Source organism: Carboxylicivirga agarovorans (assembly GCF_050589845.1).
GTDB classification, from domain to species: domain Bacteria; phylum Bacteroidota; class Bacteroidia; order Bacteroidales; family Marinilabiliaceae; genus Carboxylicivirga; species Carboxylicivirga agarovorans.
The window spans coordinates 39,455-66,046 of record NZ_JBNGPA010000007.1 but is presented as its reverse complement, the minus strand read 5'-3'; the positions used below and the strand labels follow the sequence as shown (position 1 = coordinate 66,046).

General features: G+C 39.1%; 16 protein-coding genes and 1 riboswitch. All 16 genes read left to right on the top strand.

Going from position 1 to position 26,592, the window contains the following annotated elements; genetic code table 11:
* Positions 1-5: 5 nt before the first annotated feature.
* The 16 genes from miaB to ACRD69_RS09670 all read left to right on the top strand — a co-directional run bounded on the left by miaB (position 6) and on the right by ACRD69_RS09670 (position 26,462).
* On the top strand, positions 6-1,349 hold the full coding sequence (miaB, locus tag ACRD69_RS09745; protein WP_430814887.1) for a tRNA (N6-isopentenyl adenosine(37)-C2)-methylthiotransferase MiaB: 1,344 nt from the start codon (positions 6-8) through the stop codon (positions 1,347-1,349).
* Positions 1,350-1,356: 7 nt separating this feature from the next.
* Positions 1,357-2,643: a tRNA (N(6)-L-threonylcarbamoyladenosine(37)-C(2))-methylthiotransferase MtaB gene (mtaB, locus tag ACRD69_RS09740; RefSeq protein ID WP_430814886.1), complete on the top strand. Its 1,287-nt coding sequence runs from the start codon at positions 1,357-1,359 to the stop codon at positions 2,641-2,643.
* 536 nt (positions 2,644-3,179) lie between these two features.
* Positions 3,180-6,260 (top strand): SusC/RagA family TonB-linked outer membrane protein, encoded by a 3,081-nt coding sequence (locus ACRD69_RS09735; protein ID WP_430814885.1) that lies wholly within the window; start codon positions 3,180-3,182, stop codon positions 6,258-6,260.
* 20 nt (positions 6,261-6,280) lie between these two features.
* Entirely contained in the window at positions 6,281-8,026 is a 1,746-nt protein-coding gene (locus ACRD69_RS09730) for a SusD/RagB family nutrient-binding outer membrane lipoprotein (protein WP_430814884.1), read from the top strand.
* A gap of 324 nt (positions 8,027-8,350) precedes the next feature.
* Positions 8,351-11,467, top strand: a complete 3,117-nt coding sequence (locus ACRD69_RS09725; RefSeq protein ID WP_430814883.1) for a SusC/RagA family TonB-linked outer membrane protein — start codon at positions 8,351-8,353, stop codon at positions 11,465-11,467.
* Between the two features lie 17 nt (positions 11,468-11,484).
* Entirely contained in the window at positions 11,485-13,170 is a 1,686-nt protein-coding gene (locus tag ACRD69_RS09720; protein WP_430814882.1) for a SusD/RagB family nutrient-binding outer membrane lipoprotein, read from the top strand.
* 161 nt (positions 13,171-13,331) lie between these two features.
* Entirely contained in the window at positions 13,332-14,363 is a 1,032-nt protein-coding gene (gene tdh / locus ACRD69_RS09715; RefSeq protein ID WP_430814881.1) for an L-threonine 3-dehydrogenase, read from the top strand.
* 101 nt (positions 14,364-14,464) lie between these two features.
* Positions 14,465-15,667, top strand: coding sequence for a hypothetical protein (locus ACRD69_RS09710; protein WP_430814880.1), 1,203 nt, complete (start codon positions 14,465-14,467; stop codon positions 15,665-15,667).
* A 62-nt stretch (positions 15,668-15,729) separates the two neighbouring features.
* Positions 15,730-17,688, top strand: a complete 1,959-nt coding sequence (locus ACRD69_RS09705) for a dipeptidyl-peptidase 3 family protein (RefSeq protein ID WP_430814879.1) — start codon at positions 15,730-15,732, stop codon at positions 17,686-17,688.
* Between the two features lie 4 nt (positions 17,689-17,692).
* Positions 17,693-17,893: riboswitch (cobalamin riboswitch) on the top strand.
* Between the two features lie 25 nt (positions 17,894-17,918).
* The gene (locus tag ACRD69_RS09700; RefSeq protein WP_430814878.1) at positions 17,919-19,064 is read left to right on the top strand and encodes an ABC transporter substrate-binding protein; all 1,146 of its coding nucleotides are present in this window, start codon (positions 17,919-17,921) and stop codon (positions 19,062-19,064) included.
* Positions 19,064-20,110: an iron chelate uptake ABC transporter family permease subunit gene (locus ACRD69_RS09695; protein WP_430814877.1), complete on the top strand. Its 1,047-nt coding sequence runs from the start codon at positions 19,064-19,066 to the stop codon at positions 20,108-20,110. The genes ACRD69_RS09700 and ACRD69_RS09695 overlap by 1 nt, the downstream gene beginning before the upstream one ends.
* Entirely contained in the window at positions 20,103-21,113 is a 1,011-nt protein-coding gene (locus ACRD69_RS09690) for an ABC transporter ATP-binding protein (protein WP_430814876.1), read from the top strand. The genes ACRD69_RS09695 and ACRD69_RS09690 overlap by 8 nt, the downstream gene beginning before the upstream one ends.
* A 276-nt stretch (positions 21,114-21,389) precedes the next feature.
* Entirely contained in the window at positions 21,390-22,277 is an 888-nt protein-coding gene (locus ACRD69_RS09685) for a LysR substrate-binding domain-containing protein (protein ID WP_430814875.1), read from the top strand.
* An 84-nt stretch (positions 22,278-22,361) separates the two neighbouring features.
* Positions 22,362-23,273 (top strand): YeiH family protein, encoded by a 912-nt coding sequence (locus ACRD69_RS09680; protein ID WP_430814874.1) that lies wholly within the window; start codon positions 22,362-22,364, stop codon positions 23,271-23,273.
* Positions 23,274-23,431: 158 nt separating this feature from the next.
* On the top strand, positions 23,432-25,486 hold the full coding sequence (htpG, locus tag ACRD69_RS09675; protein WP_430814873.1) for a molecular chaperone HtpG: 2,055 nt from the start codon (positions 23,432-23,434) through the stop codon (positions 25,484-25,486).
* Positions 25,487-25,883: 397 nt separating this feature from the next.
* The gene (locus ACRD69_RS09670) at positions 25,884-26,462 is read left to right on the top strand and encodes an acetate uptake transporter (protein WP_430814872.1); all 579 of its coding nucleotides are present in this window, start codon (positions 25,884-25,886) and stop codon (positions 26,460-26,462) included.
* Positions 26,463-26,592 lie beyond the last annotated feature (130 nt).

Sequence of the window (26,592 nt, the reverse complement as noted above, 5' to 3'; positions counted from 1 at the left end):
AACAAGTGAAGTATCATTTAGTAACGCTGGGATGTCAGATGAATCAATCTGATAGTGAACGAGTGAAAAGAGTTTTGGATGGGATGGGTGCTCAGTGGACCGATCATGAAGAAGAAGCTAATATAATTGGTATACTGGCCTGTTCTGTGCGTCAAAAGGCCATTGATAAAGTTTATTCAAAAATAGCCTTGTGGAATAAACGAAAAGCGAAGCACAATCTGATCACGTTTATCAGTGGTTGTGTGTTGCCTGCGGATAGAAAAAAGTTTTTAAAATTATTTGATATCGTATTTGCTATGCGTGAGTTACCGCAGTTACCGCAAATGCTTTCACAATATGGAATAACTACGCCTGCAGCACTGGAACGGGACAATCTGAACCCTAAGGAAGAAATGAGTTTCTTCTGGCAGGTTAAGCCAAAGTATAACAGTTCATTTGAAGCCTTTATACCGATTCAGAACGGATGTGATAAGTTTTGCTCATTTTGTGCGGTGCCTTATACGCGCGGACGAGAAGTGAGCCGGCCTTCTGTGGAAATAATCGATGAAGTAAGGAGCCTTGTTGAAAAGGGATATAAATCAATAACCTTGCTGGGACAAAATGTGAACTCCTACGGTTTGGATAAGAAAGGTGCGGAGATAAGCTTTGCCCGATTGCTGGAAGAAATAGGCAAGATTGGAGAGACGTCGAAGCATGTTTTCTGGGTGTATTTTACCTCGCCGCATCCTCGTGATATGGGGCGCGATGTCATTGAGGTGATTGCCCGGTATAAATGTTTGGGTAAACAAATTCATTTGCCACTGCAATCGGGTGATGATAAGGTATTGATCAAGATGAACCGTAAGCATTCGGTTAAGAAATACCGGGAAACTGTTACTGCCATACGGGAATTGATCCCACAGGCGACCTTGTTTACCGATATTATTGTAGGTTTCTCTGGTGAAACAGAGGAGCAGTTTCAAAATACGCGCAAGGCTTTGAAAGAATTTGAATACAATATGGCTTATATAGCTATGTATTCAAAGCGACCTGGTGCGGCATCGTATAGCTGGCCGGATGATGTTGATCTGACAATTAAAAAGCAGCGACTGGCTTTATTGTCCGACGATTTGGCTGAGGTATCCGGTGCATATAATGCTAATTTACTTGACAAGGTAGTTCAGGTATTAGTGCGCGATACCGATCGAAAAAGCGGATATCTAAGTAGTCAAACCGAAGGAAAGATCACGGTTCGTTTTGCTTCTGAAGACAGATCGCTGATCGGTAAGATAGTCAATGTGAAAATAACCAGTGCCAGCAACTTCTCTGTAGAGGGAGAGTTGGTGGAAGTATCAGAATTGGTAGGTTAGCTAAAGAATGAAGAAGAAAGTTGGATTTAAGACACTGGGTTGTCGTTTAAATCAGTTCGAGACGGATGCACTGGCTTCCAGGTTTGCAGGATTGGGCTATGATGTGGTTGAAGATAGCGATGATACTGATGTATTTGTAGTAAATACCTGTACAGTTACCAATCAGAGCGATCAGAAATCGCGCTATGTGGTTAACAATGCACTGAATAACGGACATTCGGGAATGCTGATTATTACGGGTTGCATGGCCAATCATCATAAGGAGAAGCTGGAACAGCGTTATCCCAATGCCTATGTGGTAGGGAACGAGCAGAAGAGTGCTATTCCACAGCTTGTAGAAGCCCATTTTAATAAAGAGATCATACCGGCCAACCAAAACCAGGGAGGGGTATTTAGCTATGCTCCTGCAGCTGAAACTTTCCATACACGAAGTATGATAAAGATACAGGATGGTTGCGATAATTACTGCACTTTCTGTATCATTCCGAAAGTAAGAGGCAGAGCTGTTAGCAGGCCCGTCAGCGAAATTCTGGAAAATATACGTCAGGTTGTCGGTTTTGGCTATAAGGAAGTGGTGATAACAGGTGTTAATATTAGTCGCTATAAGCATGGTGAGACTAATTTTTCAGGATTGATCAGGCAGATCGTTGATCTGGATTTGGATTTTAGATTACGTATTTCATCCATAGAGCCGGATAGTTTTGATGATGATTTTTTTGAGTTATTAAAGCATCCTAAGATCACGCCTCATTTACATTTATGCCTACAGAGTGCTTCTGAATCTGTTCTGCTTAAAATGAGGCGAATGTATACCTATAAGCTTTATAAAAAAACAGTTGAGCGTCTCCGGGCTATTGATCCCTTGTTTAATGTTACTACTGATATAATTGTTGGTTTCCCTGAGGAATCAGAGGCCGATTTTCAACGCTCACTCGATTCCATAAAAGAATTGCAGTTTGGTCATGTGCATACCTTTAAATATTCCAAACGGGAAGACACGCGCGCGGCACGTATGTCGAATGTTGTAGCTGAAAAAGAGAAAACGCGTCGTAGTGAATTATTGCGACAAGAGGCATATCAGGCAAAATTGGACTACCGCAAACAGTTTATAGGGAAGCAACAAGAAGTTTTGATCGATACCATTAAAGGTGACTTTTCAAAGGGATATGGTGAATACTACATTCCGGTTAAGGCCTTAAGCAAACTCGAGAAGAATAAACTGTACAACATGCTCATAGTAGCTATTGAATTGAATGGGGATGAACCTTGTTTGATTGGTGAAATAAAGCATTAATTCAAGGCGTCGCTATTTTCGAACGGTGAATAATAACGCCGTGCGTTACGACAAAGTCGTAAGGAACATTATTTGATAATGATGTTCTTTACGACTTTTTTTGTGCTAACCCATGGCGTCTCTATTGCAAGAAATGGTAAAGCAAGACCGTGAGCCCTGATACCTGTGATACAACAGGACATAGTTAAGTGGCTCGTCGAGGAGCAATTCACAAGGGAAAATAACATTTGTTAAGCCCTTATTTTGTGCGAAATGCAACAAGAGTACAACTCTGGTACATCAGTACAATTCAAGTGTTAAAAGTTCTATCCTTTTCAACATTGGTTTAATTCGCCGATTCTGCTGCTCAATAGTTTTGTCAGCATGAAATTGGCAATGAGCAATAGAGATAAACCATCGAGTATAAGACATGAGGCACGCCGCTATTTTTTAATACGCAGCGTGCTGATTGTTCTTCTTTTACTTATGCTAACCCTGTTGCTACTTCTCACATTTATTTAAAAAACATGTTAACTAATTCCAAAATTAAACTCTTTATGAAAAGAAGATTTAACTGGTTTCAGAGAGGACTCATGGGAGCGCTTATGCTACTTTTATCAGTAGGTATAGCATTTGCCCAGGATGTTACAATTAGCGGTACTGTAACAGGTGCTGAAGACGGAATGCCTATCCCGGGTGTTTCAGTAGTTCAAAAAGGAACTACTAATGGTACGATTACCGATATTGACGGTAATTACTCAATAACTGCTCCAAGCGGTGCTGTTATTGCTTATTCATTTGTTGGTATGAAAGCCCAGGAAGTTACTGTCGGCAGTCAGACCACAATAAATATCGCCCTTCAATCTGAATCAATTGAGATGGAAGGTGTTGTTGTTACTGCCTTAGGTATCAAGCGTGAAGAAAAGTCTTTGGGTTATGGTGTCTCAAAGGTGGATAGTGAGGAAATTCAGGCTGCTGCAGGTAGTGATGTTCTAAACTCTATGCAGGGTAAAGTTGCAGGTTTGGATCTGGGCTCCTCACAAGGAGGTTTGGGTTCTTCTAATCGCGTTGTTTTACGTGGTAACAGTTCTATTTCAGGTAATAACCAGCCACTTTATGTAGTAGATGGTGTACCTGTCAATAACTCAACAGTAGAAGAAGCATCTGGAGTATGGGATAGAAAGGACTTTGGTTCAGGTTCTATGGACATTAACCCTGATGATATTGAAAGTGTAACTGTACTGAAAGGACCCAATGCCGCTGCATTGTATGGATCCCGTGCACAGAACGGTGCTATTATTATCACCACTAAATCAGGTTCAAAAGGACAAGGTCTTGGTGTTGAAGTTTCGAGTTCAAATATGTTTGATGTTGTTGGAGAACAATACCTTCCAAAGGTTCAGAACAAGTATGGCCAGGGTAGTTATATCGATAATGTACCAACATACTCGACTACAGTTACCGATGATAGTTGGGGACCGGCAATGACAGGTCAGAGCTTACCATCATGGAGTGGATTTGAGGATAACTTAACTTATTCTCCGCAGCCTGATAATATCAACGATTTCTTTGAAACAGGGTTTAAAACGACAAATACAATTGCCTTGACAAAAGGAGGAGAGAAAGGGTCATCACGATTCTCTTATACTAACCTGTATGGCAATGGTATTGTACCAGGAAACGAGCAAAAGCGTCATAATTTCAATATCAGAACACAGTATGATCTGGCCGAATGGTTAAGAGTTGATGCGAAAGCAAACTATATCAATCAGGAAATTGAAGGTGGTACATGGTTAGGTGAAGGAAGTAGCAATGCTATTTACGGTTTATTCACACTGCCACGTAATACCAACTTAAACGAGCTTAAAAAGTACAATTACAATAATACGCCAAACGACCCATTTATTGGTACGCAAATGAATCCATACTGGACGACATTGCACGATAACATGATCAATAAGAAAGATCGTTTGATCGGTTTTGTTAAGCTGGACTTTGATATTACTGATAACTTATCAGGTTTTGTAAGAGCAGGTACAGACTATACTGACAACTCCATTGAAGAACGTTATAACCTTGGACACAAGCAGAATAGTACCGGTCAGTGGATCATGAACCAATACAAGCGTCGTGAATCAAACTTTGATGCGCTTTTAAGTTATAACAAGCGTTTCGGTGAATTGGACTTTGGTGTTAACCTTGGTGGTAACATCATGAAAAACAATAGCCAGGTAACGTATAACCGTGGTGATGATGTTATTTCAAATGGTTTCTGGAATATCCAGAACTACCTGAATAAAAATGCGAGTTATAACATTTACGAAAAACAGGTTAATTCTGCATATGCCACATTAAATCTGGGCTATAGAAACTTCCTTTATTTAGATGCGTCTTTCCGTAACGATTGGAGTTCTACTTTACCAAAAGAGAACCGTTCATATTTCTATCCTGCAGTTTCGACAAGTATTTTGCTTAATGAAGTATTTGAGCTTAACAATGTGAATCTGCTAAAAGTACGTGTTGGTTATGCTGAGGTAGGTAATGATTCAGATCCGTATCGTTTGGCAACTACATTTGGAGTTAATCCACTTTTAGATCATAATGGAATTCCATTAATGGATGTTGACGGAACACCAGGAGTACCTGACTTAAAGCCGGAACGTACAGGTTCAATGGAGTTTGGTGTAGATTTCAGAGCATTCAACAGCCGTTTATTCGCTGACATTAACTTCTATTCTCAGTCGACTAAAGATCAGCTGTTCACAACGAAAGTTTCATCGGCTACAGGCTACGTTAATAAGTACCTTAACGGAGGTAATGTTGTTAATAGTGGATTTGAATTATCAATAGGAGGTATCCCTGTTCAGACAGGATCTTTCGAGTGGGAAACAACCCTGACTTTAGCCAAGAATACCACAGAGGTTAAAGAATTGGCTGAAGGACTGGATACCCAGGTGTTAGCCGATCTTGGTAATATTGTAGGTGGAGTGCAAATAGTTGCCAACAAAGGAAAAGATGGTTATGGAGTAATAATGGGTATGCCTTCGAAAGTTGATGGTGAATATCAGTTGGGTAACAATGGCTTTTTACCAGGAAGCGAACGTGTTGAACTTGGTAATTTTACTCCTGATGCGACATTTGGATGGTTAAATACATTCTCATACAAGCGATTAAACTTCAGAGCATTAATTGATGGTAAGATTGGCGGAGATGTAATGAATGCAACAAAAGGAGCTTTAACAGCCAAAGGTATTACCGAAAATACGCTTGAATATCGTGAAAATGGTGTTGAAGTGTCAGGAGTTGATGCTGACGGAAACCCAACAACAGTTTTAATGAATGCGCAGGCATACTGGGGTGGATTAGCCAACTATGGTGAACCATGGGTTGTTGACGCAACAAACGTACGTTTACGTGAATTGAGCTTAGGCTATAGTTTTAAGTTAGATCCTGATTTCTTTATTAAAAACCTGAGTGTCAACTTCAATGCTTATAACTTATTCTTTATCTATCGCGATGAAGATGCCAAGGATATCGACCCGAATCAAACATGGGGTACAGGTAACGCGCAGGGATATAACTTGTATAACGTACCTACAACGACGTCTTATGGTTTTACTGTTAATGTTAAGTTTTAATCAAAAGTAAATTTGAACAGATGAAGATATTTAATAAATATATTTTAGTTGGTTTGGTTGCTTTGACGAGTTTCAGTTGTACTGATGACTTTGATGAAATGAACACAAACCCAAACTCACCTTCTGCTGATAATCCTGCAACAGAAGCTGTATTGGCGAGCTCAATGCGTAAGGCCTTTCATGAAGATAGATTTGAATTTTGGCGTGGCGTTGTATTGCATGCCGAACGTTTTGCAGGACATGTAGATGGTGGTTACACAGGTTGTTGGTGGGGACCAGGTAGTTCATATGATTACAGTGAAGGATGGACTGCTGCAGCATGGGATTCGTATAATTCATCATCGTATGCCAATGGTTATGGCGGGGCCTTGTTTGCCAATACGAATGTACTTTTGAAATATTACGAGGAAAACCCTGAGGAAGATTTCGCAAAAGAGTTTACAGGTATTTGCCATGTGTTACGCTCTTTTCAGTTCCTTAAGATCTCTGATTTGTTCGGAGATATTCCTTACTCAGAACATGGTAATATTGATATTCCTACTCCGAAGTTCGACGCTCAAAAAGCCATATATGACGATATCGAAGCCAAGTTGAAGATGGTAGTGGAAGAGAATTTAGCTGATGACGTTACAATTGGTACAATGTCTGATTATGACCTTGTTTACAAAGGCGATATCAGTAAGTGGAGAAAATTTGCCAACTCATTGCGTTTACGCATGGCATTGCGTCGTTCAAATGTTGATGCTGAGGGCGCTAAAACGATATTAGCTAATATAGTACAGTATCCGTTGCTTGAAGGTAATGATGATAATGTGATGGTTGAGCGTACAAAATCTTCTACAGATCTGCATAATCAATACTATGGTTTCTTCAAGACATGGCCTGGGTCCATGCCACATGGTTCATATGCATGGGATGGTTATAGTATGACCTGGGGACCTGGTCCTGGTGCATTTATTCCTGCCCGTGAAATTGTTGAAGTAATGAAAGGAAGTGCACTTTATGCATCAGAAGTAAAAGAAGGTGGTTCTGCTTCAGAAGATATTAATGCTGTTTCAGGTATTTATGACCCTCGTATGGAAAAGTACTTTATGCGACCAATGGGTGATGTAAATGCTGAACATAAGGGGCGTCCTGCCCGTGCCGAGTTCTTTTTGAAAGAAGGTGTTATCACAAATATCCAAAATGATGAAGTAGAAGGCTATGTTCACAATTATTCATGGATGCACCCATCGATATGGTATGATGGCGGAACATGGAGCCCTGTTAGTCTGGACTATGCAGAAGTTTGTTTAGCACTTGCAGAAGCAGTAAACAGAGGGTTGGTAACATATGGTCAGTCTGATGCTGAATTGTTAAAAGCCGGACTGGAAGCAAGCTGTGAACGCTGGGGAGCCGATGTGGGCAGCTTTGCAGACGATGTTGTAGCTAAATTCAATGGTGCTGATATGGAAGGCAAAGAAGCAATAATTGCAACAGAACGATGGGTATCTGCTTATACGGTACCACACCAGGCGTTTGCAGTGGTGCGCAGAACAGGACATCCTGAGTATGTGTACCTTGATAAAGACAGAACCATTACCGGAACATGGGTCAACCCTGATGGTAGCACAGAAACACGTACGATTGAAAAATATGCACAGGGAAGTACTAATTTTAAATTACCTCAGCGTATGCGTGTTCCTGAAAGTGAAGTGGCAATCAATGATAATGTGCCGGAAGAAAACAAGGACATGATGAATAAAGTATGGTGGGCAAATAACTAGTAAAACATACTATAAAATAGTCTCTAAAACCAAACTATTATATAAGTGCAATTAATTGAAGGGAGCTCTGCTTAGGCAGGGCTCTTTTTTTTATCATACAAGTAGGTGTATATATGTTTTGAAGTGATTAAATATGTTCTTAAATGTAAATATGTGTAAAAATGACTTGAATATCCTTAAATAACTGCTTACATTTCAATGTTTCTAAGCGGAACTAATACAGTTTGATACGGAGGTGTTGTACTAATGTTGATTACAACTAAACTAATCGGAATTAACAAATGATAACATACTCTATAATTAATAACCTAAAAAATCACACGTATGAAAAAAAATGTAAGTTGGTTTAAAAGGTGTTTGTTGCTGATACCAACACTCATTTTCGGAGCGTTTCTTTACGCTCAGGATTTTAATGTTACGGGAGTAGTAACAAGTACTGAAGATGGACAACCGGTACCGGGTGTTTCTGTTGTTCAAAAAGGAACCACAAATGGTACAATAACTGATATTAGTGGTACATATAATATTACAGTTCCACAAGGTTCAGTTCTTGTTTTTTCTTTTGTTGGAATGGAATCAAAAGAAGTAACAGCCAATAGTGCAACTATTGACGTGGCCCTTAATCCGGATGTAATTGGTATGGATGAAGTGGTTGTAACTGCACTTGGTTTAACACGGGAAAAGAAAGCATTAGGTTACACAGTAACGGAAGTCGGAGCAGAAGAAATATCGACTGTTAAAGATGTCAACGTGATGAATTCACTTGCAGGTAAAGTGGCTGGTGTAAATATTACACAGGGAGCCTTTGGTCCTGGTAGTAGTTCAAAAGTTACCATTCGAGGTAACAATTCGATCACCGGAAATAACCAACCATTGTATGTTGTTGATGGTGTGCCAATGGATAACAGTGCACAGGGATCATCTTCGGCTGAAGATACAGGAGCCTATTCAAAAACAGATTATGGTAATGGTATTTCAGACCTTAACCCTGATGACATTGAATCGATGACCGTTCTTAAAGGTCCTAACGCTGCTGCCTTATATGGTTCACGTGCAGCAAACGGGGTAATCCTTATTACTACCAAAAAAGGTTCTACAACCAAAGGGCTTGGCGTTACCGTTTCTTCAAGTTTAACATTTGACAGCCCAATGTTATTGCCCGAATACCAAAACCAATATGGTCAGGGTAAACAAGGTTTTGTACCTGATAATCTTGAAGATTTGAAACAAGCAAGTGATTCATGGGGTGCGCCATTAGATGGCTCAAGTAAACTATACTGGACAGGTGAAAACAAACCTTACAGTTCACAACCTGATAATGTTAAGGACTTTTTGGAAACAGGAACGACAGTAATCACGTCTGTTGCTTTAGATGCTGGTAATGAAGATGCAAATGTACGTTTTTCATATACCAATACTGATGCGCAGTCAATGCTGCCTAATTCTGATTTAACACGTCATAATTTTAACCTGCGTGGTTTTGCCAAGATGGCTGATAAATTAACCCTTGACGCCAAGGCAACTTATTTCTATCAGTATGGTAAAAACAGGCCTACTTTAGGAACAGAAGGTGTAATGGGTAATGTATATTCTATACCACGTAACCTTATTATTGATGATTTAAAAGCCAACCAGATTGGTGCGGATGGTAATGCTAATTCATATAATACCCTTGGCTCAAATGCCTATTTCGCATTATATGAAAACAGGAAAGAAGACTGGAAGAACAGGTTCAATGGTTTTGTTAAAATGCAGTATGATTTCAATTCATGGTTATCTGCCTTTATAAGAATTGGTACTGACTTTACAAATCATAATATTGAAACGGAAGAGGCATATGGTCATTGGTATTATCCAACAGGACGATTTAACTTCCGTCAGTTTAAAACAACTGAAACAAACGCCGACTTCTTATTCATGCTTAATAAGGATATTAGTGATCGAATTAACATTAGTGCCTCATTTGGTGGAAACCATATGTATAGAGGAGAAGCATACTTCAGAATAAATGGTGAAGACTACCGGATTCCAGACGGACCTCCTGTAGATATAGCAGAACAGATATTTACAGGTTACGCACCTCTGAAAAAGAGAACTGTTAATTCATTATATGCAACGGCATCGTTATCGTTTGACAGATGGTTGTATGTGGATGTTACAGGACGTAATGACTGGTCATCATCTTTACCAAAAGATAATTGGTCATTCTTCTATCCATCAGTAAGTACCTCTGTGTTATTACATGAAGCACTTGATTTAGGTGGTGGCTTATTGGATTTCGCCAAAGTAAGGCTTAGCTGGGCTCAAGTTGGTAATGATACACAACCATTCAGGTTAGTAGATATTTATAATATTGATCCTTCAACAGATTCATATTTGGGGCGAACTACAATGAGTAGGAGTGAAACCAAGAATAATAATGAACTTCAACCGGAAACAATCACTTCAGTAGAATTGGGTGCTGAATTGCGCTTACTGAAAAATCGTATTTATACAGACTTTTCCGTTTATGATATTAAATCAACAGATTTGATTTTCCCTGTACCCGTTGCAAAAGCAACAGGTTATTCCAAGGTAATTGATAATGTGGGTGAAATTCAAAATACTGGTTTTGAAATATTAATTGGAGGTACACCAATCAAAACATCTAATTTGACATGGGATATTTCATTGAATTACTCGCAAAATGATAATAAACTGAATTCACTAATTGAAGGTACTGAGACATTTGCATTTGGTCAGACCAATAGCGGAAACATTTTTGTACAGGGTTCTGTAGGTGGCGGATTTGGAGAAATCTGGGGTACAGATTATGCCAGAACAGAGGATGGAACCATGATTGTTAACTCTGATGGTGTCCCAACTGATAGCGAAGCAAAGCTACTGGGTAATTACCAGCCTGATGCATTAGCTGGTTTAACAAATACTATTGATTACCGATCATTTACCTTCAGATTCCTGATAGATGCCCGTTTTGGTGGTGAATTCTACTCAGGTACAGATGCAACTCTTGATGGAAGCGGTGTTTCAGATCGTTCTTTAAAATACAGAGATGGTGATGTGGTGTTAGACGCAGTTGTTTTGGATGGAACTGATGGAAATGGTGATCCTATTTATGTGCCTAATGAAACATCTATTACTGCTGAACAATATTGGGGTGCAGTGTCTGGTTTAGGTGCTCCTTATGTATACAGTCAGACTAATGTTCGTCTTCGTGAATTGTCTTTGACCTACAGGGTACCTCAAAGTTTAATCGGTGATACATTTATAAAAGGTGCGTCTTTTGGCGTCATAGCTCGTAATTTATTCTTCCTTTACAAGGATTCACCGAATTTTGACCCTGAGATGAGTTATAGTACAGGTAACTACTCACAAGGTATTCTTTATAACCCGTTACCATCGGCACGAAGCATTGGATTTAATGTTAACCTTAAGTTCTAATTTTAAAGAATATAATTATGAAAATATATAAATTATTAATAGTTGCACTATTGCTTGGATTGATGGGGGCTTGTACCGATAAATTTGAGGAATTCAATCAGGATCCAACCGCAATTACAGGTGATAATATTGAGGCCAAATATTTTATTACAAAGGCCCAGGTAAAATTGATCGCACCAGATCGTTATCCGTATTGGCGTGGTCATTTGATTCATGCAGACAGATATGCGGGGCAATTCTGTTTTGGTTTCAACGGATCATGGTGGAGTGATGGTTTAGGTTATAGTTATAGTGGTGGATATACCAATGCAACCTGGGATTATTTTGAAGGTTATACAGGTACTTTGGTAACATATCTTCAGATTACAGGAGAAGGAGGGGACCGTGAGAATCCTTTGGCTTATTCTGTTGGATTGGTCATGCGAAGCCTTTATTTCATGTATTTTACTGATGTGTTTGGAGAAATACCTTATAGTGAAACAGGAAGCCTGGATGTGCTATTGCCAAAGTTTGATACCCAGAAAGATATTTACTGGGGTATGATAACAGATTTAACTACTGCAATCGAAACGATAGGTACTGCCACCTCCACAGGTGATGGTAACGAGGATTTGGGTGATAATGACTTATTCTTTGATGGTGATCTGCAAAAGTGGAAAGCATTGGCAAACACCTTAAAATTACGATTGGCACTTAGAGCTAATGGTGCTGAAGGTGATAACTTTTCTGTACCTGCTATCACCGAGTCTATGGGTGGAACATTTTTGGAAGGTTTTGAAGATAATGCATTATTACCTAAGGATGATGTTATCAGTCAATGGAATAGTGCAGCATATGGTGATGTTTGGCATAACTTCGGTGGTTATGGTTCTAAATGGACAGTTAGTAAGTATGTAATAAACCACTTACAGGACAATGCCGATCCGCGATTAAGTAAATATGCCAAACCAGCGCCTGGTGGAGAAATTACAATCCCTCAGCCAGAATCGGATGATGATGCATTGTACGCTAAACGCAGAGATTTTATTTTAGCAAATCTTGATGAAGCAGGCGCTGTTTATGCCATTACGTTAAATGAAAATGGTGAGACCGTGGTAACAATGGATGAAGATACCTATTACATTGGTCAGCCACCTCGTTTGAATGGTGAAATGTATGACTATAATCGTCGCGAGTTTTACAGTATGCCAGCAGATTATATTGTACAGGCCAAGAATGAGTCTTTACCAATCGCACCTGAGATTGTTGTGTCATCAGCCGATGCATATTTTATGAGAGCTGAAGCCATTGTTAAAGGACTGGCTACTGGTGATGCCAATGATTTTTATCGCAAAGGTTTGGAACAGGCCATGTTATTGTGGGAAGTTGATCCTGCCGATATTGCCACATTCCTTGCTGATTCACCGGCTGCCAACTTGTCTGGCACTAACGATGAAGAAATGATCGCCATTCAGCGTTGGTTAATTAACTACACTGAAGGATTTGAGGCATGGGCTATTGTTCGTGATACTGGTTATCCAGCCGAATTAGCCGCAGGTGTCGACGATTCAGATATTTATGGTATGGGTGATTTGAATGGTAAGTATCCTCAGCGAATGAGATATGGTTCAAGTCCGTATACAACGAATGCTGATAATTTACAGGAAGCAATCGACCGTCAGGGTGCAGATGTACAAGCCACAGAATTATGGTGGGCTAAATAACTTAACCTGATCAAACGTTTCTTAAAGGCTGGCTTTTTTGCCAGCCTTTATTTATTTTAAAGCTGACAATAATCATAGGCACATATCAAATACCTTTTGCACTTTTGTTATTTAGAATTATATCAGATAGGAAAATAATTACACGCTAAAAATACGACACTATGACAATGATGAAAGCACTAGTAAAATCAAAGGCCGAAAAGGGTATTTGGTTGGAAGAGGTTAAGATTCCTGAAATTGGACCTAATGATGTGTTAATCAAAGTTTCAAAATCTGCTATCTGTGGTACAGATCTTCATATTTATAAATGGGATGAATGGGCTCAGAATACCATTCCTGTGGGCATGACTATCGGTCATGAATATGTTGGTCATGTGGCCCGTGTTGGTAGCGAAGTTAAAGAGTTTAAAGAAGGAGATCGTGTAACAGGTGAAGGTCATATTGCTTGTGGACATTGTCGTAACTGTCGACGCGGACGACAGCATATTTGTGAAAAAACAGTAGGTATCGGAGTAAATATCGATGGCTCATTTGCCGAATATGTTAAGGTGCCGTCTTCAAATGTGATGAAGATCAATGCGTCAATTCCTGATGAGGTTTTGGCAATTATGGATCCCTTTGGTAACGCCACGCATACAGCCTTATCATTCCCATTGATAGGTGAGGATGTATTGATTACCGGTTCCGGTTTAATTGGCAGCATGGCTGTAGCAGTGGCTAAATTTGCCGGAGCACGCTATGTGGTTGCTACCGAAACCAATGAGTTCAGAGCTGAGTTGGCTCGCAAAATGGGAGCAACACGCGTTGTTAATCCGATAACAGAAAACCTGCGTGATGTAATGGATGACTTAGGTATGATCGGTTTCGATATAGGTCTTGAATGCTCGGGTGCCCCGGCTGCTTTTAATCAATTGGTTGAACACATGTACAATTCGGGGAAAATCTCAATGTTGGGAATTTTACCGTCATCAACCCAGGTAGACTGGAATCGTATTATCTTTAAAGGCCTTACATTAAAAGGTATTTATGGTCGTGAAATGTACGAAACATGGTACCATATGGAGCAAATGTTAATGTCAGGATTAGACTTATCTCCGATTATTACACATCAATATCATATCAATGACTTCCAAAAAGGATTTGATGTAATGGAAGAGGGTAACTGCGGGAAAGTATTACTTAACTGGGATTGATCATATTTCAACAATACAGCACTAAGGTAGTCAACAGACTACCTTTTTTTATAGCCGCTTGTGTGCAATTATTCTTAAATTTGGCGTGTAATACCTATGGAATGATAAAAACAAAATTGATAATTCTTCAACTTTTCATTGTTTGCTCTCTGATGGTAAATGGGCAAACACATCAAAAGTGGGCTGAACGACTTAATAAACTGGATTCAACAACTGACCCCAATAAAAAGAGATTTGAGTTACTGGATCTGAACAAGGAATTAAAAAGTATCTGGCAATCGGGTAAAGACATTGATGAAATTCGCACCTATACTGATCAGCTCCACATTGTTAAGTCAGATGATGATATCTTGTCGGTAGTAATATTCGGCTCTGCAACTTATAACGGACTTTATCAGTTGGAGTGGCTGGTAAGGTACGAAGAAAAGGCATATGGGTTTTCAGAAGAGTTTAACCTTAATGAAAGTAACCATTCAATCACATTTACGCACCATTTAAAAAGTTCGGAAAATGAGTTGTATGCTTTAACAGTTTCTTTGGGCAAACGCGTGATTATTGATGCAAGAGATCTGGTAACAAAGTGTATGTTTGAAGATCTGCAGACCATCTCAGGCGATGAAGAAAAGGATGCATTTAATACAAAGTTACAGCAGCGATTGTATCGTTTATGGACAAATAAAGAGCTTTTTGATGAGCCTTTTAGTCAGCTTAAACGTATGAAAACGCTTATCTCAGATGATAAGAAAGTTAAAATATGTACTTATAATATCCAGAAACAAGGGTTTAACCAGGTGTTTTACGGAGCTGTTATTTTAAAGGGTAGTTCGGTAAAAGTTATACCTTTAAATGATACGAGCTCAAAAATCAAATCACCCGAACGATCAACCCTTTCTGACAAGAAATGGTATGGAGCCATATATCTGGATTTAATTCAAACCGCGAGTGGTAATAAGACCTACTATACACTATTAGGCTACAAAGGCCATGACGAGTTTATCAAAACACGTGTCATTGATGTGTTATATGTTCAAAATGATCGATTGAGATTTGGAATGCCCATATTTAAAGTAGATCGATTCACGCGTAACCGTGTCGTATTTAACTATTCGGCTAAAGCTACTATGATGTTAAGATATGATGCACGGGAAAAATTGATTGTATATGATAACCTTGCGCCACAGGAACCAATGTTCAGGGGCGTTTACCAATATTACGGCCCCGACTTTTCATACAACGCCTTTAAATTTACCAAAGGGGTGTGGGAGTTAAAAAAGGATATTGACCTTAGAAATCCAAGACAATAGCGGCTTGCTCGCTATGGATTGAAATAATGAATAAACTATTACTACCTATTTACTAATAGCTAATGCCTAATTTTGAATACCAGGTTGAGCAATTTGCCGACCTTCGAATCTTACGATATCATATTCCCAACTTCGATGAGTTGACACTCCAAAAGAAGTTATATATCTATTATTTAGCAGAAGCCGCCTTGTGTGGCAGGGATATTATTTGGGATCAGAATAATGAAAAAAACCTATGGCTCAGACGATGTATGGATCTTCTGTATGGTCATATTAAATCAGATGAGAAGGGATTTACAGAATTTGAAGTTCTCTACAAGCGCATTTTGTTTTCCAATGGTATTCACCATCATTACAGTACCGAAAAATTAAAACCTGAATTTGATGAAGATCAATTAAATAGATGGATTCAAAGGCTTAACCAACAGGAATTAAATCAAGTCGGGGAAAAGAGCGGAGAAGAGGTATTGGCTCAACTGGCAGAATTACTGTTTGATGAATTCTATATGTCAAAGCGGGTGTGCCAGGATGAAGATCAGGATCTGGTCATACATTCGGCTAACAACTTTTATAAAGACCTGACGCAGAATGAGGCTGAGAATTTCTATAAAGAGCAAATAGATAGAGCTGATGAAAAGCCCGTGTCGTATGGGTTGAACTCGCGATTGCTAAAGTTGGATGACCAGATAATGGAAGAAACCTGGAAAGTAGGTGGTAAGTACTCCGAAACAATACAGCGAATTTGTCATTGGTTAATAAAAGCATCTGAAGTTGCTGAAAACGATAAGCAAAAAGAAGTCATTGATCTGCTGTATCAGTTCTATCAAACCGGCGACCTGAAATTGTTTGACCAATACAGTATTGAATGGTTAAAAGAGCAAGGGGGAGAAGTTGATTTTATCAATGGTTTTATTGAAGTATATGGAGACCCGTTAGGATTTAAGGCCACATGGGAGAGTTTGGTGAACATTATCGATACGGAAGAAACCAAGAAAGCATCTGTAATTAGTGAAAATGCGCAATGGTTTGAGAATCACTCACCTGTTGCCGATAGTCACAAGAAAACAGAGGTGCAAGGTGTTTCAATGAAGGTTATTAATGCCATTATGCTTGGTGGCGATTGTTACCCTGCTTCTCCCTTGGGCATTAACTTACCCAATGCAGAATGGATTAGGGAATTGCATGGTTCCAAATCGGTGTCACTTCAAAATATCAGCCACTCATACGAAATGGCATCCCTCAGCTCCGGCGTAATTGAAGAGTTTGCCTATGATGAGGAGGAACTGGCTTTGCATAAAAAATATGGCGCCATTGCCGATAATCTGCATACGCATTTACATGAATGTGTCGGACATGGTTCAGGTAAGTTGGAGCCTGGGGTTCGTTCGGATGCACTAAAGGCATATGGCTCTGTAATAGAAGAGGCACGCGCAGATTTGTTTGGCTTGTATTTTATGGCCGATGAAAAAATGCTGGAACTGAACCTTGTGCCTCATATGGACGTAGCTAAGGCGCAATATAATTCTTATATCAGAAATGGTTTAATGGTTCAGATGGCACGTATTGGCATTGGAGCTAATGTTGAGCAAACCCACATGCGCAACCGTCAACTGGTTGGCAAATGGGTGATGCAACATGGTGCGGAGAGAAATGTTATTGAAAAAATGACAAAGAATGGTAAAAGCTATTTTGTCATTAATGATCATAAGCTATTGCGCCAATTATTCGGCCAGCTGCTCAAGGAGGTGCAACGCATTAAGTCACAGGGTGATTATTCTGCAGCCAAAGAATTGGTTGAGCGATACGGTGTAAAAGTGGACCCGCTTATTCATCGGGAGGTCAAAGAACGTTATAGCCAATTGAACGTGGCTCCTTACTCAGGATTTATAAATCCGAAACTGGAGCTTAAAACCGATGACGAAGGAAATATCATAAACGTTGAAGTTAGTTATTTAGAAAGCTTTCTGGAGCAAATGAGGCGTTATAATAAGGAATATTGCTTTGAGAATGCAGCTACGTGATGTTTTTTGAAGAATTAATTCCAATAAATAAACTATTTTTGCATCGTTATTTAAAAAGGGAATCAGGTGAAATGCCTGAGCTGTTCCCGCAGCCGTAATCTGTGCCTGAAGAGGAGCATTGTTTTTTTAACCACTGTTGCGCATGTAATGGGAAGGTAAAGCAATGAAAGAGAGCCGGAAAACCTGTTTGAATAACCACATTGATTCATAAGCTTTCGGGAGATAAAGAGATGATTAGATTTTCAACTATTGTATTTGCATTATTGCTGATTCTGGGCGCCTGCCAGACTAAACAGAAAGGAAACTCACCTGACACAACAGGGAATGAGCCTGATAGTGTTTTTCAACCTAAATACGCGAAAGGTTTTGAAATACGCTATTATAAAGATTATCGACAAATTGTATTGAATGATCCATGGGGCGATAGTACTAAAAACGAATCCATTGCTTTGTTTTATGAAGAGTCATTGAAAAGTGAACTTCAGAAAACCAATGACTATGTAATAGGCTATCCCGCCAAACAGTGGATAGCGCTATCTTCAACAATGGTAAATTATGCCGATAAGCTGAATGTGAAGTCAGGCATTAAAGGCGTTGCTGAGCCGCAATACATCTCCGATGATTATATTCAGGAAGGCATAAGCAATGGTAGTATAAAAAATGTTGGTATGGCTGTTGCGCCCGATGTGGAAGTAATGGTTGATCTGGAACCGGATTTTATGATGGTTTCACCATTTAAAGACAATCATTTTGCAGCAGTAACAAGTGCAGGTATTCCAGTGTTGACTAATGCGGATTATTTAGAACATACACCTCTTGGACGTGCTGAATGGATTGTTTTTATGGGTGAGCTTCTTGGCAGGGGTGAAATGTCAAAGCAGATATTTGAAGAAATAGAAACTGCTTACCTGGAAGTTAAAAAGAAGGTTGAGAATATAGATGCTAAACATACGGTCTTTACCGGGCACATTTACCAGGGAATCTGGTACTCACCTGCCGGAGAAAGCTATATGGCCAACTTCTTTAATGATGCCGGAACGGATTATATCTATAAAGAAACAAAAGGTACCGGATCTTTATCACTGGATTATGAAACCATTATTGATAAAGCAGAACATACAGATTGCTGGGTGTTAATCATTAATTACCCTGGTGAGCTGACTTATTCGGAGCTTGCTAAAATTGATGATCGTTATACTGACTTTGATGCCTATAAAAACAGAAATATGGTTGTTACCAATGCATCTAATTCACTGTATTTCGAAAAAGGTTTATTGCAACCACATATTGTATTAAGCGATTTGGTGCATGCCATTTATCCCGAAGTATTGGATGGCTATAAACCGCGTTATTTTCATAAACTAACAAAAGAATAATGGAGGAGCATCGCTATAAATGGATAATGGGTTTTGTATTACTGCTAAGCCTTATTATTGCTCTTTTTATGCTTAATATTGGAGTTGGTTCAGTTGCCATTCCATTCGATGACTTGATCAAGGTATTGATGGGGGAAGAGGCTTCACGCAATGCTTATCATTCAATCATTTTAAAATCACGATTACCTCAAACTATTACCGCAGTACTGGCCGGTGCGGGTTTGGCAGTTGGTGGTTTACAAATGCAGACATTATTCAGGAACCCATTGGCAGGACCATCTATTCTTGGTATTAGCAGTGGCGCAGGATTGGGAGTTGCCCTTGTTTTGTTATTTGCAGGAAATGTTTTGGGGATCAGTATTAGTGGTTATGGTTTGATCGGACATATGACAGTTGTTGGGGCTGCGTTTGTAGGAGCCTTCTTTATATTATTGCTGATCGTATTTTTTGCCCGGGCATTACGCGATAACACCATATTACTGATAGTTGGTATTATGGTTGGTTACGCCGCATCAGCCATAATTGGAGTGATGAAATTTTATAGTCCCAAAGAAGATGTACATGCTTATGTCATATGGGGATTAGGCAGTTTTTCGAATGTCACCTGGGAACATTTGATCATATTGATTCCGGTTGTTGTGATTGGTTTGATTTTTAGTTTGTTGCTAATAAAGCCCCTGAATGTTTTGATATTGGGCGAAAACTATGCTGAGAATCTTGGTATTAATATAAAAAATACCCGTTTGGCTATATTGCTGTGTACCGGCTTGTTGACTGCAGCTATTACAGCTTTTTGCGGACCAATTGCATTTTTGGGACTTGCTGTACCGCACTTAACCAAAGGATTGTTTCGTACCAGTAATCAAAAGGTCTTATTACCTGCTGTTATATTAGCGGGTTCTGTATTAGCCCTCTTTTGTAATTTAATTGCCCGAATGCCTGGCTTTGAAGGAGCATTGCCTATTAATGTAGTGACAGGTTTGATTGGTGCACCTATTGTTATATCAGTTATTATTAAACGCCGTAAACTCAATTTTAATGGATAAAGCCATCTTATTGCAATCGGAGGATTTAACGGTTGGGTATAATCGAAATACGGCAAAGGAAATTGTGTTGCACAAAAACATCAATGTGCAACTGCAACAAGGAGAGTTTGCCTGCTTACTGGGACCAAACGGAGCAGGTAAATCAACTTTGATCAAAACCCTGAGCGGATTTATTCCTAAAATCAATGGTGTTGTTAAAGTTAAGGGAAAGGAATTGCATGACTATAAGCGTAACCAGCTAGCAAAGGTTGTGAGTGTTGTTTTAACCGAACGACTTCAGATGACCAATATGACTGTGTTTGACCTGGTAGCTTTGGGGCGCACCCCTTATACCGATTTTTTTGGAACAATAAGCCGTCAGGACAGACAAATGGTATTGCAGGCCATTAATGATGTGGGTCTTCATGGCTTTGCCAACCGTCAATTGGTGTGCATGAGTGACGGAGAACGCCAAAAAGCTATGATCGCTAAGGCACTGGTTCAGGATACGCCGCTAATTATTTTAGATGAACCAACTGCTTTTCTTGATCTGCCTAGCAAGATTGAGATCGTTCAATTGCTTAAAAAACTGGCTAAGACGAAGAATAAAGGCATTCTGCTGTCTACACACGATTTGGATCTGGCTTTACAATTGGCAGATAAAATCTGGTTAATAGCTCAAGGTCGTGATCTGGAAGCAGGTATCCCCGAAGATTTGGTTCTTGCCGATGGTTTCAGGCGTTTCTTTGAAAAAGAGGGAATCTTGTTTGATAATGAGCGAGGAGCCTTTAAAGTGGAGCAGGAGCAGTTGAAAACCATAAGGGTTGTAGGTAAAGGTATAGAATACAAATGGCTCAGTCATGCCTTAAACCGGAAAGGCTATCAAACAACAAATGATGAGGGGAATTACCCATTAATTGAGATTGACGAAAATGCCAATAGAGCATATGTGCTTCATCAAACAGATGGCAGCAAACATGCCTTGCGGACCATTGAAGATTTATTGCAGCAAATTAATCAATAGTTCTTGTTTTATAGTAATTAGTTCAAGGTGCGATGCAATTAATAATGTTCGGTTATTTTCTGTTTCGTTGAAACATATCCAGGGTTCATTGTTGAGGTTCTCTTGAACTGTTTGATTTGCTCAATCAAACACATATTGGATTCCAACGTTTTACATATCAGTAAATCTATTTATACTGCCTGAATTCTTATTCTTTAAATGGGATATCAGATTCATTACCCCGATTAATCAGATGATTTGCATTAGCATTAATCGTGTAATTCGTATTTTTAAACCATGGATTACCGCGATACTGTTTTTTTGGCTGTAGCTGAGAACCTGAGTTTTTCAAAGGCTGCAGAAGAATTGTTTATTAGTCAGCCAGCCGTGACCAAGCATATTAAAGAGCTTGAAAATAAATACAAGGTTGATTTATTTGAGCGAAAAGGCAATAGAATACTATTGACCGAAGCGGGTAAACTGGCATATTCAAAACTGCTGGCAATTCGGCAAGCATATCGTGAACTCGAATTTGAACTGGGAAGTATGGGTGATGTATTTAAAGGAGAGTTGCGTATTGGAGCCAGTTCAACCATTTCACAATATATTATACCTGATGTAATAGCGGGTTTTCACAAGCGTTATCCGCAGATAGAGTTATACATGATCAATGGTAACTCATTTGAAATGGAACAAAAATTACTGGAAAAGGAAATTGATATAGCCCTGGTTGAAAATCCCTCTTCCCAGGCAAACATTAATTATCTGACATTCTTTAGTGATGCAATTATAGCTGTGGCTGGTGCCAATAGTCGTTTTAACAAGCGACAATCTTATACACTATCAGATATTGCTGAATGGCCGCTGGTATTGAGAGAGAAAGGATCGGGAACACTCGATCATATTAACCGGATTCTAAAGGGAAAAGGAATAGATACAGAACATCTTAATGCAACCATCCACCTTGGAAGTACCGAGGCTATTAAGGGCTTTGTGAAAAACAGTGACAATGTTGCCTTGTTGTCCGATAAAGCAGTTAAAAAAGAATTACAGCAAAAAGACTTAATTAAGCTTTCGATAAAGAATCTTGAAATGAACAGGGATTTACGCCTGGCATTCAGGCAGGGACACGTCAGTGATGCTGGTCAGTTATTCACGGACTTCCTGCTTCATTATAACATATAGTTATAGCTAATCAAAATATGTGATTTGATATAGTTATCTGTTGATTCTACTTTTACATCCATAAACGTGGTAAAAAGTGGCATCATGGACAAGAAAAGAATCATATTTGCTTTAATAGCACTTTGCACTTTGCTGCCTTTTGTTTCTGCAGCACTGGCATTGTTGACAGGAATAATTGTTTCGGCCTTTGGATTCAAGGATGAGAGGCTCATCCGATATACATCACTATTCTTAAAAGCTTCGATCGTACTGATGGGGTTTGGTATGAGCCTGTCACAGGTAATAGAGGTTTCTTCCAAAAGCTTCGTGATCACAGCTGCTTCCCTGGTATTTGTTTTTGTTACAGGAGGGTTATTGGGCCGGGTTTTCAGACTTGAAAAAAAGACAGCTTTACTGATTAGCTGCGGTACTGCTATTTGCGGAGGAAGCGCAATTGCAGCTGCTGCTCCAGTCGTACACCCTAAAAGTCATCAATTATCATTTGCACTCACCGTTGTTTTTGTGTTGAATGCTGTTGGATTATTATTATTCCCAATTATTGGGCATTATTTTCATATGTCGCAGGAGGTATTTGGGTATTGGGCTGCTATTGCGATTCACGATACCAGTTCGGTCGTTGGTGCAGGAGCAGCGTATGGTGACGAAGCCTTAAAGATAGCAACTACTGTAAAGTTAGTCAGGGCCTTGTGGATCGTACCGGTAACATTTGTTTTGGCACTTGTTTTTTCAGGAAAAGAGAAGTCTGGAATCAAGATCCCCTGGTTCATAGGTCTGTTTTTGCTAGCCATTGTTATTACTCACTTTATGCCACAGCTTGAAAGCCTATATGAATGGTCAAGTTTTGCAGGTTCGAGAGGAATGGTATTAGCATTGTTCTTAATAGGTTCCGAGGTGACCGTAAGAGATTTGAAGAAAGCAGGTATAAAAAGCTTTGTCATGGGTTTCTTGCTTTGGGTGCTTATCTCAATAGTTTCATTAATGTTTCTGTTGAATTAATGCTTGCAGCTAAGTATTCTATTCGACTACAACATCTGCCAAAATTTCAACTTCATGACACGTCTCTCTGTCGCATTGACAGTCATTGACGAATGGCACAGCCTTTGATAACTTTGTGCCGTTAAATTGATAGTTAAAAACATAAATATTCAGTAACGATGCAAAAAGGACATATTGGGGTTACCACAGAGAACATTTTCCCAATCATCAAAAAGTATCTTTATTCAGATCACGAAATCTTCTTACGCGAATTGGTGTCTAACGCGGTTGATGCCACTCAAAAGCTAAAAACTTTAGCCTCAGTAGGTGAGTTTAAAGGTGAGATGGGCGAATCGCCCGTTCGTGTAATCCTTGATGAAGACAAAAAGACCATAACCATATCAGACCGTGGTGTTGGTATGACAGCCGAGGAAATTGATAAATACATCAACCAGGTTGCGTTCTCAGGGGCCAACGAGTTTCTTGAAAAATATAAGAAAGATGCCAATGCTATTATTGGTCACTTTGGTTTAGGTTTCTACTCATCATTTATGGTGTCTGAAAAAGTGGAAATTATTACCAAATCTTTCCGTGACGGTGCGCAGGCTGTCAAATGGAGTTGTGATGGCAGCCCCGAATATACGCTTGAAGAGGTAGAAAAAGAAGATAGAGGAACAGACATTGTTCTTTATATTGATGAAGACAATAAGCAGTATGCTACAAAAGCAGAGATTGATGGCTTATTGAAGAAATATTGTCGTTTTCTGCCGGTTGAAGTCGTGTTTGGCAAGCAAACAGAGTGGAAGGACGGTAAGGAAGAGGTGACGGACAAAGACAATGTAGTCAATGAAACAAAGCCACTTTGGACCCGTACCCCTTCTGAGTTGAAAGATGAGGATTACAACCAATTTTACCGTGGATTGTATCCAATGTCTGATGAGCCATTATTCAACATTCATTTGAATGTGGATTATCCTTTTAACCTGACAGGTGTTCTTTATTTCCCAAAATTGAAGAACAATGTTGAGGTTCAGAAAAATAAGATTCAGTTGTATTGCAACCAGGTATATGTTACCGATTCGGTTGAAGGTATTGTGCCTGAATTCCTGACATTATTACACGGTGTTATTGATTCACCTGATATTCCTTTGAACGTATCACGTTCTTACCTGCAAAGTGATGGTAATGTAAAGAAAATTTCGAGCCACATTACTAAAAAGGTTGCTGACCGTCTGGAAGAAATCTTTAAGAAAGACCGTGAAGGCTTTGAGGCTAAGTGGGACGATTTGAAGATTTTCATCGAATATGGTATGTTAACAGAAGAGAAGTTCTATGATCGTGCCAAGAAATTCACCTTATTAAAGAATACTGATGGCAAATTCTTCACCTTTGATGAATATGCCGGAATTATCAAAGACAATCAGACTGATAAAGATGGTCAGTTGGTTTACTTGTATGCTACCGACCTTGAAGCGCAATTCAGCTTTATTGAAGCTGCTAAAAACAAGGGCTATGATGTGGTAGTATTAGACGGTCAGTTAGACAGTCACTTTGTAAACCACCTGGAAAGCAAATTTGAAAAGTCGCGTTTTGTACGAGTAGACAGTGATATTGTTGAGAAGTTGATCCCTAAAGAAGACACTGCGCAGTTGAAATTAACTGAAGCACAAAAACAGGATTTGACAACTATTTTCAGTTTACAGGTACCTAATGTAGATAAAACCAACTTCATTGTGACCTTTGAAGCCCTGGAAGAAACAGATACACCCGTGATGATTACGCAGCAGGAATTTATGCGTCGTATGAAAGAAATGAGCCAATTAGGCGGTGGTGGTATGAACTTCTATGGTGAAATGCCTGACAGTTACAACCTGGTTGTGAATGGAAATCACCCATTGGTAAACCGCATCATCGAAGAAGAAGAGAAAGAAGTTGGTGAGAAAGTGTCTTCTTTACGCCATAAGATTGAAGGCCTGGAAGGTAAACGTTCAGAGTTGGAAAAAGCTAAGGAAGGCAAGAAGGACGAAGAGATTCCTCAGGCAGACAAGGATGAAATGGAAGACATTAATAAAAAACTAACTGAACTGAATGGAAAGAAAGATGATGAGTTATCATCATTCGCTTCTTCAAACAAGTTGGTTTCGCAATTAATAGACTTAGCTCTGCTTTCAAACAATATGTTGAAAGGAGAGGCCTTAACCAAGTTTGTTAAGCGTAGTATCGACCTAATTTAAGGTTATCATAAATGCAAGAGAAAAGCTCGGGGACAATCGTTTCCGGGCTTTTTAGTTATATGATGTTTGTATTTTTATAAGTTTATAAGTTTATAAGTTTATCAGTTTATAAGTTTATCAGTTTATCAGTTTATCAGTTTATCAGTTTATCAGTTTATCAGTTTATCAGTTTATCAGTTTATCAGTTTATCAGTTTATCAGTTCAACTACTCCACTCCTCCACTTTTAAACTTTTGATTATTGCTCCTTAACATCTTTTAAGGAAATAATTCGTCAATCATGAAACCGGATAGTATTTAAATGCCACTATTTATCTATTTTTGCGCCGTTTTTAACAGGAGTGCATTGTCATATGGGGCGATGAACTCAATTATTATTCTTAAACCAGAAGAAAAAAATGGAACAAAACGTTTTCATCGCAAAAGACGTAACGACTAATCCGGCTCCACTTGGACTAGCAGGATTCGGATTGACTACAATGTTATTAAACCTTCACAATGCAGGCTTATTTGGTTTGGATACCATGATTATGGGTATGGGAATCATGATGGGTGGTTTAATTCAAATCCTTGTAGGTATGATGGAATGGAAGAAAAACAACATGTTTGGTATGATGGCTTTTAGCTCATATGGTGCATTTTGGATTTCATTGGTGTTTATCTGGATTTTCCCTAAGATGGGACTGGGTGAATCACCATCAGCTACAGCAATGGGATATTATTTAACAGTTTGGGGTATTTATACTGTCGGATTGTGGGTAGCAACATTTAAAATGACTAAAACTATGGTGTTTTTATTTGGAACAGTTGTAGTGTTATTTGCCTTGTTAGCTATTGCCAACTTCACAGGTAGCCATCTGATTCATACTATAGCAGGAATTGAAGGGGTGATTTGTGGTGCTACTGCATTATACATTTCTATTGGTACTTTATTAGTTGAAGTATACGGTAAGCAAATTTTACCAATGCCTTACTAATACACGATAACACCAGATTAAAAATGCTTTGTTGATAAGGTATTTTTAATTCGATTAGTTAATTGAAAAAGCATAAAGAGGGAATCCGTTCATGGAATCCCTCTTTTTTTTGTAATACTTTGGTATTTTA

Coding starts and splice junctions, on each gene's coding strand:
- mtaB (WP_430814886.1), top strand. CDS start 1,357: ATGAAGAAGAAAGTTGGATTTAAGACACTGGGTTGTCGTTTAAATCAG.
- ACRD69_RS09735 (WP_430814885.1), top strand. CDS start 3,180: ATGAAAAGAAGATTTAACTGGTTTCAGAGAGGACTCATGGGAGCGCTT.
- ACRD69_RS09730 (WP_430814884.1), top strand. CDS start 6,281: ATGAAGATATTTAATAAATATATTTTAGTTGGTTTGGTTGCTTTGACG.
- ACRD69_RS09725 (WP_430814883.1), top strand. CDS start 8,351: ATGAAAAAAAATGTAAGTTGGTTTAAAAGGTGTTTGTTGCTGATACCA.
- ACRD69_RS09720 (WP_430814882.1), top strand. CDS start 11,485: ATGAAAATATATAAATTATTAATAGTTGCACTATTGCTTGGATTGATG.
- tdh (WP_430814881.1), top strand. CDS start 13,332: ATGACAATGATGAAAGCACTAGTAAAATCAAAGGCCGAAAAGGGTATT.
- ACRD69_RS09710 (WP_430814880.1), top strand. CDS start 14,465: ATGATAAAAACAAAATTGATAATTCTTCAACTTTTCATTGTTTGCTCT.
- ACRD69_RS09705 (WP_430814879.1), top strand. CDS start 15,730: ATGCCTAATTTTGAATACCAGGTTGAGCAATTTGCCGACCTTCGAATC.
- ACRD69_RS09700 (WP_430814878.1), top strand. CDS start 17,919: ATGATTAGATTTTCAACTATTGTATTTGCATTATTGCTGATTCTGGGC.
- ACRD69_RS09695 (WP_430814877.1), top strand. CDS start 19,064: ATGGAGGAGCATCGCTATAAATGGATAATGGGTTTTGTATTACTGCTA.
- ACRD69_RS09690 (WP_430814876.1), top strand. CDS start 20,103: ATGGATAAAGCCATCTTATTGCAATCGGAGGATTTAACGGTTGGGTAT.
- ACRD69_RS09685 (WP_430814875.1), top strand. CDS start 21,390: ATGGATTACCGCGATACTGTTTTTTTGGCTGTAGCTGAGAACCTGAGT.
- ACRD69_RS09680 (WP_430814874.1), top strand. CDS start 22,362: ATGGACAAGAAAAGAATCATATTTGCTTTAATAGCACTTTGCACTTTG.
- htpG (WP_430814873.1), top strand. CDS start 23,432: ATGCAAAAAGGACATATTGGGGTTACCACAGAGAACATTTTCCCAATC.
- ACRD69_RS09670 (WP_430814872.1), top strand. CDS start 25,884: ATGGAACAAAACGTTTTCATCGCAAAAGACGTAACGACTAATCCGGCT.